This is a genomic window from Spirillospora sp. NPDC000708, assembly GCF_040299565.1.
Lineage (GTDB): Bacteria > Actinomycetota > Actinomycetes > Streptosporangiales > Streptosporangiaceae > Spirillospora.
This window is the reverse complement of sequence record NZ_JBEPCJ010000098.1, coordinates 1-12,659: the sequence shown is the minus strand read 5'-3', so window position 1 is coordinate 12,659 and position 12,659 is coordinate 1. Positions and strand designations below refer to the sequence as shown.

At 76.2% G+C, this 12,659-nt stretch carries 14 protein-coding genes; 6 read left to right on the top strand and 8 right to left on the bottom strand.

The window, feature by feature from the left end:
* The gene (locus ABT299_RS43360) at positions 1-1,080 is read left to right on the top strand and encodes a TIGR03857 family LLM class F420-dependent oxidoreductase (RefSeq protein WP_500254344.1); all 1,080 of its coding nucleotides are present in this window, start codon (positions 1-3) and stop codon (positions 1,078-1,080) included.
* Positions 1,081-1,085: 5 nt separating this feature from the next.
* Complete coding sequence (locus ABT299_RS43355) at positions 1,086-2,120, top strand: phosphotransferase family protein (protein ID WP_500254343.1); 1,035 nt, start codon at positions 1,086-1,088, stop codon at positions 2,118-2,120.
* A 9-nt stretch (positions 2,121-2,129) separates the two neighbouring features.
* On the opposite strand, the gene ABT299_RS43350 is transcribed toward ABT299_RS43355, so the two are convergent.
* From ABT299_RS43350 to ABT299_RS43330, 5 genes are all read right to left on the bottom strand, one after another.
* Positions 2,130-3,917 (bottom strand): FtsX-like permease family protein, encoded by a 1,788-nt coding sequence (locus ABT299_RS43350; protein WP_500254342.1) that lies wholly within the window; start codon positions 3,915-3,917, stop codon positions 2,130-2,132.
* Positions 3,918-3,922: 5 nt separating this feature from the next.
* On the bottom strand, positions 3,923-4,663 hold the full coding sequence (locus ABT299_RS43345; protein ID WP_433137434.1) for an ABC transporter ATP-binding protein: 741 nt from the start codon (positions 4,661-4,663) through the stop codon (positions 3,923-3,925).
* Positions 4,660-5,193, bottom strand: a complete 534-nt coding sequence (locus ABT299_RS43340) for a PadR family transcriptional regulator (protein WP_190866766.1) — start codon at positions 5,191-5,193, stop codon at positions 4,660-4,662. Before ABT299_RS43340 ends, ABT299_RS43345 begins: the two co-directional genes overlap by 4 nt.
* 104 nt (positions 5,194-5,297) lie before the next feature.
* The gene (locus tag ABT299_RS43335) at positions 5,298-5,789 is read right to left on the bottom strand and encodes a nitroreductase family deazaflavin-dependent oxidoreductase (protein WP_347257068.1); all 492 of its coding nucleotides are present in this window, start codon (positions 5,787-5,789) and stop codon (positions 5,298-5,300) included.
* A complete protein-coding gene (locus ABT299_RS43330) occupies positions 5,786-6,679 on the bottom strand; it encodes an SDR family NAD(P)-dependent oxidoreductase (RefSeq protein ID WP_500254341.1) in 894 nt (297 codons plus the stop codon). Before ABT299_RS43330 ends, ABT299_RS43335 begins: the two co-directional genes overlap by 4 nt.
* 50 nt (positions 6,680-6,729) lie before the next feature.
* On the opposite strand from ABT299_RS43330, the gene ABT299_RS43325 reads away from it, so the two are divergent.
* Together ABT299_RS43325 and ABT299_RS43320 are read left to right on the top strand one after the other, a co-directional pair.
* Positions 6,730-7,491, top strand: coding sequence for an SDR family NAD(P)-dependent oxidoreductase (locus ABT299_RS43325; RefSeq protein WP_500254340.1), 762 nt, complete (start codon positions 6,730-6,732; stop codon positions 7,489-7,491).
* Positions 7,492-7,503: 12 nt separating this feature from the next.
* Positions 7,504-8,322, top strand: coding sequence for an SDR family oxidoreductase (locus tag ABT299_RS43320; protein WP_190866761.1), 819 nt, complete (start codon positions 7,504-7,506; stop codon positions 8,320-8,322).
* 37 nt (positions 8,323-8,359) lie between these two features.
* On the opposite strand, the gene ABT299_RS43315 is transcribed toward ABT299_RS43320, so the two are convergent.
* Both ABT299_RS43315 and ABT299_RS43310 read right to left on the bottom strand, forming a co-directional pair.
* Complete coding sequence (locus ABT299_RS43315) at positions 8,360-9,124, bottom strand: enoyl-CoA hydratase/isomerase family protein (protein WP_190866759.1); 765 nt, start codon at positions 9,122-9,124, stop codon at positions 8,360-8,362.
* A 111-nt stretch (positions 9,125-9,235) separates the two neighbouring features.
* Positions 9,236-10,420 carry an MFS transporter gene (locus tag ABT299_RS43310; protein ID WP_500254339.1) on the bottom strand — a complete coding sequence of 395 codons (1,185 nt, stop codon included), beginning with the start codon at positions 10,418-10,420 and terminating at the stop codon, positions 9,236-9,238.
* A gap of 47 nt (positions 10,421-10,467) precedes the next feature.
* Here ABT299_RS43310 and pdxR point away from each other — a divergent pair, with 47 nt between their 5' ends.
* Both pdxR and ABT299_RS43300 read left to right on the top strand, forming a co-directional pair.
* On the top strand, positions 10,468-11,880 hold the full coding sequence (gene pdxR, locus ABT299_RS43305; RefSeq protein WP_500254338.1) for a MocR-like pyridoxine biosynthesis transcription factor PdxR: 1,413 nt from the start codon (positions 10,468-10,470) through the stop codon (positions 11,878-11,880).
* A 110-nt stretch (positions 11,881-11,990) separates the two neighbouring features.
* Entirely contained in the window at positions 11,991-12,392 is a 402-nt protein-coding gene (locus tag ABT299_RS43300) for a BlaI/MecI/CopY family transcriptional regulator (protein WP_500254337.1), read from the top strand.
* Here ABT299_RS43300 and ABT299_RS43295 read toward each other — a convergent pair.
* Positions 12,389-12,659, bottom strand: a 271-nt coding sequence (locus tag ABT299_RS43295; RefSeq protein ID WP_500254336.1) for a hypothetical protein, incomplete at its 5' end; no start/stop codon positions are given. The genes ABT299_RS43300 and ABT299_RS43295 overlap by 4 nt on opposite strands.

Genomic DNA, 12,659 nt, shown 5'->3' with positions numbered 1-12,659 from the left:
GTGGACGACCTGCCGGAACTCGGTTTCTACGGGCTGGCCGGGCACGCGTCCTCGCCCCGCGACCTGCTCGGCCAGGTGCGCGACGGCGAGCGGCTCGGCCTCGGCTCGGTGTTCCTGTCCGAGCGCTTCGCCACCAAGGACGCCGCGACCCTGTCGGGCGCGGCGGGCGCGGTGAGCGAGCGGCTCGGCATCGCCACCGCGGCCACCAACCACAACACCCGGCACCCGCTCGTCACCGCGACGTTCGCGGCGACGATGCACCGGCTCACCGGCGGGCGCTTCGCGCTCGGCCTCGGCCGCGGGTTCGACCTGCTGTTCGACGTGATGGGCCTGCCGCGGGTGACGTCCGCGCAGCTCGAGGACTTCATCGGGATCATGCGGCGGCTGTGGCGCGGCGAGGCGGTCGTCGGCCACCACGGGCCCGCCGGCGACTTCCCGTACCTGAACCAGGACGCCGCCTTCGACGAGGACATCCCGATCCTGCTCACCGCGATGGGCGAGAGGACGCTCGAATTCGCCGGGCGGGTCGCGGACGGGGTCGTCCTGCACACCTTCTTCACCGACGAGACGCTGGACCGCTCGGTGCGGGCCGTGCGGCGCGGCGCCGAGCGCGCCGGGCGCGACCCCGCGAGCGTCCGGGTCTGGTCGGTCCTCGCCACCGTGGGCGACCACCTGGACGAGGAGCAGCGGCTGCGCAAGCTCGTCGGCCGGTTCGCCACCTACCTCCAGGGGTACGGCGACCTGCTCGTCCGCGTGAACGGCTGGGACCCGGCGCCGCTCGCCCGGTTCCGCGCGGACGACCTCGTGAGCGGCTTCCCCGGCGCGTTCGACGCGATCGGCGCGGCGGAGCAGCTGGAGCACGTCGCGACGCTCATCCCGGACGAGTGGCTCGCCGCCTCCGCGACCGGCACCGCCGAGGCGTGCGCGCGGCGCGTCCTCGACCAGTTCGGCGCCGGCGCCGACGGCGTGATCCTGCACGGGGTGACGCCGTCCGAGGCCGAACCGGTCGTGGCCGCCTACCGGGACGTCAGGCCGGAGGGCCCCGCGCGCACGGCCCGGCACAACCCCGGACGGAGCTGACCCCCGTGCCCGTCATCGACGGCCCGTCCGGGCTGACGCCCGCCGCGCTCAGCGAGATCTTCGCGGCCCCGGTGACCTCCGTCGCCTGGGAGAAGGTCGGCTCCGGGCAGATCGGCGCGTGCTACCGCCTCCGGCTGGAGGGCGCCGCCGGCGTACCGCGCCGCCTGGTCGCGAAGATGGCGGCGGAGGACGAGGCGTCCCGCGCGTTCCTCGGCCCCGCCTACCGCGCCGAGGTGTCCTTCTACCGGGACATCGCCCCCACCGTCGACGTGCGGACACCGCGCTGCCACTACAGCGCCCTGTCCGAGGACGGCACGGCGTTCGTCCTGCTGCTCGACGACCTGCATCCGGCGGCGCAGGGCGACCAGCTCGCCGGCTGCACGCCGGAGCAGGCCGCCGACGCCGTGACGAACCTCGCGGGTCTGCACGGGCCCCGCTGGTGCGATCCGATGCTCGCGGACCTGCCGTGGCTGAGCGCGGTCGGCGCGGACGACGCGGCGACGCTGGCCGAGGTGTTCGCGCCCGCCGTCGAGACCTTCGCGGACCGGTTCGCCGCCGACCTCGGCGACCGGGACGTCCGGACGCTGCGCGAGACCGCCGGCGCGGTCGCCGCGTGGGTGACGGCGCGTCCCGAGCGCTTCGGCCTCGTCCACGGCGACTACCGGCTCGACAACCTGCTCTTCCCGCCGGCGCCGGAGCGCGGCGCGACGGCGGTGGACTGGCAGACGCTCAGCATCGGCCACCCCCTGCGCGACCTCGCCTTCTTCCTGGGCACGAGCCTCGACCCCGGCGCCCGCGCGGAGCACGAGCGGTCCCTGGTGGCGGCCTACCACGCGGCGCTCACCGGGTACGGGGTGGAGGGCTACGGCCTGGACGAGTGCTTCGACGACTACCGGTTCGCCGCCCTCCAGGGACCGCTGATCACGGTGCTCGGCTGCGCGTACGGCACGCGGACCGAGCGCGGCGACCGGATGTTCCTCGCCATGGCGACCCGGTCCTGCGCCGCGATCCGGGACCTGGGCTCGCTCGGCCTGGTCTGACCCCGCGGCTCAGGCCGCCTCGGTGCTGAGGGTCCGCGCGACGGACCGGCGGGCCGCGAGGCGCGCGGGCACGGCGGTCAGCGCCGCCGTCGCCAGGGGGGCGGCGAGCGCCGGCAGGAACAGCGACCACACGGGAGGAACGGCGACGTTCGGAGGAGAGAAGAGCAGCACCAGGAACATCCCCAAGGGGACGCCGGCGAGGGCGCCGGGCAGGGTCGGGAGGAGCTGCGCGGCGGACAGCCCGGCCGTGATCTGCCCGGGGGTCGCGCCGAGAGTCCGCGCGATCGCCATGACGGGTCTGGCCTCCAGCGCGGTCGTCCAGGTGATCGTGACGATGTTCACCGCGGCGAGCACGGCCAGGGCGACGGTGACGGCCAGCATCACGCGGTGGCCCTGCTCTGCCTGCACGTTGCCCAGGGCGGAGGAGCCCAGGCCGTAGTCGTAGTCGGGCTGGACGCGGGCCATCAGCAGGGCCGTGGCGCCGATCATCATGACCGCGATGCTCCACGCGTGCAGGACGGCGCGGCCGGGCCGGCGGGCGATCAGGCGGAGCCCGAGCAGCAGCGGGGTCGGCAGGAGCGCCGACAGCCCGTTCAGCCGGGCCCGGTGGGCGGGCCGGCGGGCGCCGTCGGCCAGCGCGGTGACGGTCTCGGTGCGCAGGGCGCGCCGCGCCGGGCCGAGGGTGGTGAGGACCGCCGCGGCCAGGGCGAGGACGGTCGTGGCGGCGATGGTGTCACCGGTCGGGCCCGCGGCGGCGGGCAGCAGGCTCGCGGTGGGGTTGGCGAGGCCGGGCGCGGCCAGCCGGGCGATCACCAGCCCCAGCACGTCGGCGACTAGCGCCAGCGCGAGGTACTCGGCGAGCAGGACGGCGGCGATGAACCCGGGGGCGGCGCCGACGGCCTTGAGCAGCCCGACCCGCCGGGTCTGCCCGGTGGCGCGTCCCGCCGCCAGCGTGGCCACCCCGCCGACGGCCAGGAGGGCGAGCAGCCAGCTTCCGATGACCAGCACCGACCGGCTCTGGCGGAGCATGTCCGCGTCCTGCTCCGCCATGAACTGCCAGGTGAAGAAGTTCGTCGGGTGCTCTTCCCTGACGTGACGGCGAGCGGCGACGAAGTCCTGAGCGGCGGCGGGGTCCCGCAGTCTCAGGTAGAGCAGGGAGGTCGCCGGGAGGTCGGCGGCGGCGAGCGCCCGGGTGTCCGCCACGGTCATCCAGACCAGGCCGCTGTAGTCGCTCGGGCCGCCGCCGGGGCCCATCATCTGCGCCCCGGGGTAGATGGGGTGCGCCGTCGTCACGGCGATCCCGGTGACGGGAAGCGATCGGCCGGCGACGGTCACGCGGTCGCCGACCCCGACTCCCAGGGCGGACGCGAAGCCGCGCTCGACCACCGCACCGCCGGGACGCACCCAGGTGCCCGAGGTGACCAGCGGGCGATCGACCGGCCCAGGAGCCGCGCCGGCGCCCTGCACCACCGCGGCCGAGGTCGCGCCGTGCGCCGTCGCGGTCGTGTAGTACTGGCGGTACGGCCCGCCATGAGCGACGACTCCGGGCTCCCGTGCCAGCGACGCCAGGGCCGAGGACGTGGCCCGGTCGCCGCCGGGGGCGAGCGCGACCACGTCCGGCCCGGCCGTGGCGGCGCGGGTGTGCAGGTAGAGCGCGTCGGTCGCACCGCGCAGCGACATGCCCAGGGACAGGGTGGCGGTGGCCGCGGTGATCGCCAGCAGCATCATCGCGGCCTGGGCGGGATGGCGGCGCACGTCCGCCACGACGAGGCGGAGTACCACGAGGACGCGGCCCACGGGGCTCACTCCCCCAGCCCGAGCATGTCCCCGAGCCCCCCGGCGGCCCGGCCCGCCAGCCGGGTGTCGTCGACGAACGTCCCGTCGCGCATCGAGACCACCCGGTCCGCGGTCGCCGCGACCCGCTCGTCGTGCGTGACGATGACGAGGGTCTGCCCGGCGGCGCGCAGCCCCTCGAAGAGCCGCAGCACGTCGAGCGTCGCCGCGGTGTCGAGGTTCCCGGTCGGCTCGTCCGCCAGCAGCACCAGCGGCTCGTTGGCCATGGCGCGGGCGATGGCCACCCGCTGCCGCTGCCCTCCCGACAGCTCCCACGGCAGGTGCCGGGCGCGGTCGGCGAGCCCGACCCGCTCGAGCAGCAGGGCCGCCCGGCGCCTGGCCGCGCGCGGCGAACGGCCGGCCAGCAGCACGGGCAGCTCCACGTTCTCCCTCGCCGACAGCTCCTCCACGAGGTGGAACGCCTGGAAGACGAACCCGACCGACCGGCGCCGCAGCCGGGCCAGGGCCCGCTCGCTCAGCGCGTCGATGCGCCGGCCGGCCAGCAGCACCTCCCCGCGGCTGGGCCTTTCCAGGCCGCCCAGCAGGTGCAGGAGCGTGGACTTCCCGCACCCGCTGGGGCCGGTCACCGCCAGCATCTGCCCCGCCGGGACGTCCAGGTCGACCTCGTCGACCGCCCGGACCAGCCCCTGTCCCTGGCCGTGCTCCTTGCACAGGCCGCGGCTCTGCAGCACGGCGCCCGCCTCGTTCATGCGTCCCCGGTTCCGTCTCGAAGCGTCGACCAGACGCGCTCACAGGACTCCAGCCACCGCAGGTCCGCTTGCAGCCGCAGCGCGACGCCCTCCAGCAGCAGCCCGGCGGTCGACCCGTCCGGCTCGGCCAGCACGGCGCGCTGCACCTCGTTCAGGCGGCGCAGCAGCTCGCGGCGCTGCGCGTCCACCAGCTCCACCGGATCGGCGAGCCGGCCCGCGGCCGCGGCGGCGAGCTTCAGGTGGAACTCCGCCAGGTTCGGCTTCGGCCAGTTCACCTCGCTCAGCCAGGCGGCGACCCGCCGCTGCCCGGCCGGTGTCAGCGCGTACACCTTGCGGTCCGGCCGGTCGGGCAGGCCGTCGGCGTGTTCGGACGCGACGAGCCCCTGCTTCTCCAGCCGGGCCAGGGTCACGTAGACCTGGCCCGCGTTCATCGACTCCCCGAGCGGCCCGAGGGCCCGCCGGAGCCGCTCGCGCAGGCGGTAACCGTGCGACGGTTCCTTCGCGAGCATCGCCAGCACCGCGTCCTGCATGCACCACCCCTAACGGCTAGCTAATGAATAGCGGTTAGCCAACAGGGGCGTCAACCGGAGGCCGCCCGGCGAGCGCCCGCCTCGCCGCGCCGCCGCAGCCGGTGTCAGGCGGGTTCGCAGATGACGACGGGGATCTCGCGGTCCGTCCAGGACTGGTACTTGTCGAAGTCGGCGTAGACGGCGACCAGGCGGGGCCACAGCGCCGCCCGCTCTTCCGGCGAGGCGGTGCGGGCGCGCATGCGGCGGACGTCGCGCCGCACCTGGACGGTCACGCGCGGGTCGGCGCGCAGGTTGAGGTACCAGAGGGGATCCTTGGGCAGCCCGCCCTGGGACGCCACGATGACGACGCGGTCGCCGTCCGGCATGTAGAGCAGCGGCTGCGTGCGCGGGCGGCCGGTCTTGCGCCCCTTGGTGGTGAGCAGGCAGATCGGCACGCCCTTGCGGAAGGCGCTGCCGAGCCGCCACGTCCCGCCGACGCGCCCGCCGGTCGCGCGGTAGGCCGCGATGTTGACGCGCGACATGACCTTGAGGATCTTCGGCACGATCGGCGAGTCCAGGCCCTTGGGCGCGGCGGTCCCCTTCGGCGGCATCGTCATCCCTTTCCTTCGTAGTCGGGCAGGCGCGGCAGCCGCCCGGCGGCGAGCGCCTCGGCCTGCTCGGCGAGGCCCGGTTCGTACTCGGGGTGGGTGAGGACGAGGAAGCGGCCCTCGCGGACGGCGCTCAGCGTCGCCTCCACCGCGTCCTCCACCGAGATGCCGCCGGCCACGGTGGCGGCGATCACCTCCTCCATGAAAGCGGAGTCCTCGCCCGGCTCGGTCGCCAGCCCGGCGGGACGCCCCCGCTCCGACTCGTGGATGCGCGTCCGCACGCCGCCCGGGCACAGCGCCGAGACCCCCAGCGGCGAGTTCTCCAGCGCCAGTTCCTGGGCCAGGCTGAGCGTCGCCGCGAAAGCCGCCCACTTGGAGACGGTGTAGGGCGCGGCGCCGGGACCGGCGAACAGCCCGGCGACCGAGCAGGTGTTGACGATGTGCCCCTCGCCGCCCTGCTCGATCATCCGGGGCACGAAGGCGCGGACGCCGTGCAGGACGCCCCAGAGGTTGACCCGCAGCGTCCATTCGAAGTCGGCGGCGGGACGCGTCCACATGCGCCCGCCCATGTAGACGCCCGCGTTGTTGAACAGCAGGCGCACCTCGCCGAACGCGGCGAACGCACGGTCGGCGAACTCCCGCACGGACTCCTCGTCGCCGACGTCGGTGACCCGCGTGACGACCGTGGCGCCGGGGCCCAGGGCGCGTTCGGTCTCCGCGAGGGCCTCCCCGTCGATGTCGGCGAGGGCCAGGCGCACCCCCTCGCGCGCCAGCCGGACCGCGAGCGCGCGTCCGATACCGCTTCCGGCGCCGGTCACGGCCGCCGCCCTTCCGCGCAGGTCCCGCACGGCACCCTCCAGCGTCCGCCGTCCCGCCCCTGTCGGCGGGGTCGCGAGCACGCTAATCTCGATCCGAACTTGCATCAAGTATCAAGTATCAAGGAGTCGCCATGGCGATCCGCAGCGCGTCCCCCGGCACCGCGGTCGTCGTCACCGGCGGCGCCTCGGGCATCGGGGCCGCCTGCGCCCGCGCCCTCGCCGAGGTGGGCCGCCCGGTCGCCCTGTGGGACCGCACCGACCCCGCCGGCGTCGCCGCGGCCGTGACCGCCGACACCGGGACGGCGACCCTCGCCGTCGGCATCGACGTGACCGACGCCGCCGCGTTCCCCGACGCGATCGAGCGCAGCCGCGCCGCGCTCGGCCCGATCGGCGGACTCGTCCACGCCGCCGGGATCTCCGGACCGGCCGCGGTCGGCGACCTCGACGAGGCCCGCTGGGACGCGGTCCAGCACGTCAACCTGCGGGCGCACGCGCTGGTGTCCCAGGCGCTGCTGGACGACCTGCGCGCGCAGGAGGGCTCGGCGATCGTCGGGATCGCCTCGATCGAGGCGTTCGTCGGGAGCCTGTTCATCCCGTCGTACTGCGCGTCCAAGGCGGGGATGCTCGGCCTCACCCGCTCGATGGCGCACCTGCTCGCCGGCGACGGCGTCCGCGTCAACGCCGTCTGCCCCGGCTACATCGACACCCCGATGCTCAGCACGGACGTGCCGGCCGAGATGCGCCCCCTGTTCGAGGCCAAGGCCCCGGTCGGCCGGCTCGGCCGCCCGGAGGAGGTCGCCGCGGCGGTCCGGTTCCTCATGAGCGACGAGGCGTCCTTCATCACCGGCACGCACCTGACGGTCGACGGCGGCACCACCGCCGTCGACCGCTGAAGAGGAGACGACATGGGAAACCTGGACGGAACGGCGGCGCTGGTCACGGGCGGCGGCAGCGGGATCGGGCTGGGGTGCGCCGTCCGGCTCGCCGAGCAGGGCGCCGCGGTCACCATCTGCGGGCGCACCGAGGACCGGCTGCGGGAGGCCGCCGCGAAGGCGGGCAGGGGCATCGGGTACGTCGTCGCGGACGTCACCGACGACGCGCAGGTCGCGAACGCCGTCCGGACGGCGGCGGAGCGCGGGCCGCTGCGGACGGCCGTGGCGTGCGCGGGCGGGTCCAGCTCGATCGGGCCGATCGGGCACCTCGACCTCGACGCCTGGCGCGCGACGATGGAGCTGAACGCCACCGGCACCATGCTGACGATCCGGCACGCCTCGCGGGCGATGGCGGGCGCGGGCGGCGGCTCGATCATCGCGATCTCGTCCATCGCCTCGTCGAACACCCACCGCTGGTTCGGCGCGTACGGGGTGTCGAAGGCGGCCGTGGACCACCTCGTCCGGCTGGCGGCCGACGAGCTCGGCGGCGCGGGGATCCGGGTGAACGGGATCCGCCCCGGGCTGACCCGCACCGAGCTCGTGGCGGGCATCGCCGACACCGGCCCCGTGCTGGAGGACTACCTGGCCTGCATGCCGCTCGCCCGGGTCGGGGAGCCGGAGGACATCGCCGCGGCCGTCGGGTTCCTGGCGGGCCCGGACGCGTCGTGGATCACCGGGCAGATCCTCAACGTGGACGGCGGCCACCACCTGCGCCGGGGCCCCGACTACTCCTCGGTCTTCGAGCCGCTGTTCGGCGAGGCGGCGCTGCGCGGCCTGCCCGCGGAGGAGTGACCCGGGCCCGATCGGCGGAAGGGGCGCGTCCGGCGGGTCAGCCGAGCCGCGCGGCGATGCGGCCGTCGGCGCCCGCCTCCCCCAGCAGGCGGGCGAACGCGGCGTCCTCGCGCTCGCGGGCGCGCCGCACCTCCGCGCGCCGCGGCGCGAGGATCAGCTCCTTGGTGGCCACCAGCGACGCCAGCGGCTTGGCCGCGATCTCGCGGGCGATGCCGCGCGCGGTCTCCAGCAGCGTCTCCGCCGGGCAGGCGCGCAGCGCGAGGCCGCAGCGCACGGCCTCCTCGGCGGTGATCCAGTTCCCGGTGAACAGCGCGAGCGCGGCGTGCTGGTGGCCCATGCGCGCGGGCAGCAGGTAGCTGCCCGCCGCCTCGGGGACGACGCCCATCGCGGCGAACGGCGCCATCAGCCGCGCGTGCTCGGCGATGAGCACCACGTCGCAGTGGCCCAGCATGGTGATGCCGAGGCCGACGCCGGAGCCGTTCACCGCCGCCATCAGCGGCTTGGGGAACTCGGCGAGCGCGTCCACCAGCGCGATGAACCCGCTGCCCATCTCCTGGTCCGAGCGCCCGGCGGCGTGGTCGCGGGCGATCTCGGCCATCTCCTTGATGTCGGTCCCGGCGGTGAAGGCGCGGCCCTCCCCCGTCAGCAGCACGACCGAGACGGCGTCGTCGGACGCGGCGTCCCGCAGCGCCCGCGCGGCGGCGTGGTACAGCTCCTCGTTGAAGGCGTTGGCCGCCTCGGGGCGGGCGAAGACCAGCGTCCGCACCGCACCGTCGTCCTCGATCCGCAGCGTCTCCGTCATCGCCCGCTCCTCCTCAAGATCTCTACCTGGAGATACTTGATACAATATTTGCCGCTCCGGCGCGGGCACCGGGCCCGGTGAGCGGGACGCCCGCCCACCGGTCGCGGACGGTCACCCCTCGCGGGCGGCCCGGACGTCGCGCAGCGCGACCGGCAGCGCCGCCACCAGCAGCGCCGCGGTGAGGACGAACGCCCACGGGTAGCCGGTCCACCCGGCGACGAGCCCGAAACCGAGCGCGCCCACGCCCATCCCCGCGTCGTAGGCGACGTTCCACAGCGCGCTGACCGTCCCGTACCCGGACCGCTGCACCCGCTCGTACATCAGGGCCAGCGTCGCGTTCTGCAGCAGCCCGAACCCGACGCCGAACACCGTCACCCCGGCGATCACAGCGAGATCGTGCCGGGTGAGCGCGGTGAGCAGGACGCCGGCCGCCGACAGGAGCAGGCCGGGCGGGACCAGCACGGCCGCCCCGCGCCGGTCGCCGATCCGGCCCGCCGCGACGCGGGCGACGGTCGAGGCGAGCGGCTGCAGGAACAGCGCCGCCGCGACGACCCCGGCGGACGCGGACGCGACGGCGAGCGGCAGGAACGTGACGATGATGCCGGCGACCAGCGCGGACGCGCCGAACACGAGCGCGGGACGCGACAGCGCCGGCGTGCGCAGCCCGGCGAGCATCCCGGCGGCCCGCCCGCCGCCGCGCTCGCCGTCCGGCAGCCCGGGCACGGAGGCGACCGCGACGAGCGCGGCGAGCCCCGCGGCGACGGCGACGGGCGTGAACCCGAAGTGCCGCGCCGACCACACGCCGAGCGGCAGCGCGCCGAGCGCCGGGGCGCCCGCGACGATGCCGACGAGCGCCAGCCCCTCGCCACGCCGCTCGTCGGGGATCAGCGAGGCGGTCAGCGCGCCGCCGGCGACCACCGTCACCGCGAACCCGAGGCCGCGCAGCAGGCAGACCAGGACGATCCACGCCATGCTCGACGACGCCGTCAGCACGAGGGCGGGCGCGCCGAGCAGCACCAGCCCGGCGCCGAGCGCGGCCCGGTACCCGTACCGGTTCATGAGCCACGGGGTGCCGAACTCGCCGCACACGGTCGCGAACATCAGCGCGCCGGTCGCCAGGCCCGCCGCACCGCCGCCCCCGCCCGCGCCCTGGGCGTAGAGCGGCGCCACCGACAGCAGCAGGTAGAAGCTGATCGCGGCGCCGAGCATGGACACGAACCGCAGCAGCAGCGGGCGGGTCACGAGGGCCGGTCGCGCCGCGGGGGCGGGGGCCTCGGGGCAGTGCGTCGTCGTCATGCCGATCACGCTACGGACCGGGCGGACCGCCGATAAGCTCCACTTCCATGCCGCTGGAGTGGTCCGGTTCGTCCCCCGAACTGTTGCTGGCGCTGGACCGGGCGTCCGCCGAGCCGCTGCGCTGCCAGCTGGAACGCCAGGTCAGGGACGCGATCCGGGGCGGGCGGCTGCGGGTCGGGGAGCGGCTGCCGTCCTCCCGTGAGCTGGCCCGGACGCTGGGGATCTCGCGCGGGCTGATCCAGGAGTGCTACGCCCAGCTGCGGGCGGAGGGCTACCTCACCACGCGGGGCGGCTCGGCCACCCGCGTCGCGGCCGGGGCGGCGCCCCCGGTCCCGGCGGCGCCCGCGCGGCCCGCTCCCCCGCCCGCCCGGCTGATGGCCGACTTCCGTCCCGGGGTGCCCGACCTCGGGTCCTTTCCGATGGCCGACTGGCTGTGGGCGGTCCGCGAGGCGGGGCGGGCGATCCCGACCGCCGCGCTCGACTACGGCGACCCGGCGGGCGCCACGGCCCTGCGCGAGGTCCTGGCCGGGTACCTGCGGCGCGTCCGGGCCGCGGCGGCCGAGCCGGACCGGATCGTCGTCTGCTCCGGCCACGCCCAAGGGCTGGTGCTGGCGTTCAGCGCGCTGGCCCGGGCGGGCGTGCGGACGGTCGCCTACGAGGACCCCGGCGGCCCCCGCTCCACCGAGGCCGCGGCCGCGTGGGCGGGGCTGGACGCGGTGCCGGTGCCGGTCGACGGGGACGGCGTCGACGTGCGGGCGCTCGCCGCCACCGGCGCCCGCGCGGTCGTCGTCACCCCCGCGCACCAGTGGCCGACCGGCGTGGTCATGGCCCCGCGCCGGCGCCTGGAGCTGATCGCGTGGGCGGCGGACCGGGACGCCATGATCATCGAGGACGACTACGACGCCGAGTTCCGCTACGACCGCGAGCCGGTCGGCGCGCTGCAGGGCCTCGCCGCCGACCGGGTCGTCTCGATCGGCACGGTGAGCAAGTCGCTGGCGCCCGCGCTGCGCCTCGGCTGGATGCTCGCCCCGCCCTCGCTGGGCGCGGCGGTCCTGGAGCACAAGCTGCTCAACGACCGCGGCTCCCCGGCGCTCGACCAGCTCGCGCTCGCCCGGCTCATCGAGTCCGGCCGCTACGACCGGCACCTGCGCCGGATGCGGCCGGTGTACGCCGCGCGCCGCGCCGCGCTGCTCGCGGCGCTCGCCGAGCACGCGCCCGGCGTCCGGGTGACGGGCCTGGACGCCGGATTCCACGCCGTCGCGCACCTCGACGCCCCCGGCGGCGAGGCGGCGCTGGTCCAGGCGGCCCGCGCGCGCGGGGTCGGCCTGCACGGGATGAGCATGTGCCGCGCCGACGGCGGGGACACCCCGGTGCAGCTCGTGCTCGGGTTCGGCAACACCGGAGAGCGGGCCGTCCGGGCGGGCATCGCCGCCGTCGGCGACCTGCTCGCACCGCGCTGAACCGCGCCGGCCCGCGCCGGCAAGAGCCGACTCGTGCCGCTCCGTGCCGACGCGTGCCGTCCATCTTCCGTCCATGGGTTCGCCGACGGCCGTGTGGCACACTCGGGCCCGTGACCTCTGCAGCGCGCCGCCCCTCGGGAGAGCTGGAATCGGCGGTGCTCGAGACGATCTGGGCCGCCGAGCGGCCGCTGACCGCGCGGGACGTCCGCGTCGCCCTCGGCGACGGCCTGGCCCGCACGACGATCGCCACGATCCTCGCCCGGCTGCACGCCAAGGGGCTGCTGGTCCGGGTCCGCGCCGGGCGCACCTACGCCTACAGCGCCGCCGTGGAGGACACCGCGGCGCTTACCGCCCGCCGCATGCGCACCGAGCTCGACCGCAGCGGCGCCGAGCGGCCGGGCGTGCTGGCCCGGTTCGTCTCCGAGCTGACCGAGAACGACGAGCGGCTCCTGCGCGACCTGCTGGAACGCCCCCGGACGTCCGAGGCGTCCGAGCCGCCCGGGGCGCCCTAGCGGGTCTGCGCGTGCTCGATCAGCTGGTGCAGGTCGATCGCGCCGTCGTTGGCGGCCCACACCGACAGGACGACCAGCGCCGCCGTGGCCACGACGAGCCACCGGCGGCGCGGCGGCGGGGGCGCCAGCAGCGCGGCGACGCGGCGCGGCAGCGGCCCGGGACGGCGGCCGAGCACGGCGGCCCGCCCGATGCCGAGGGCGGCGGCGTGCCCGAGGCCGGGCCGCCGGTTGTGCGCGAGGGCGGCCTTGCCGATCGCGCGGGCGGCC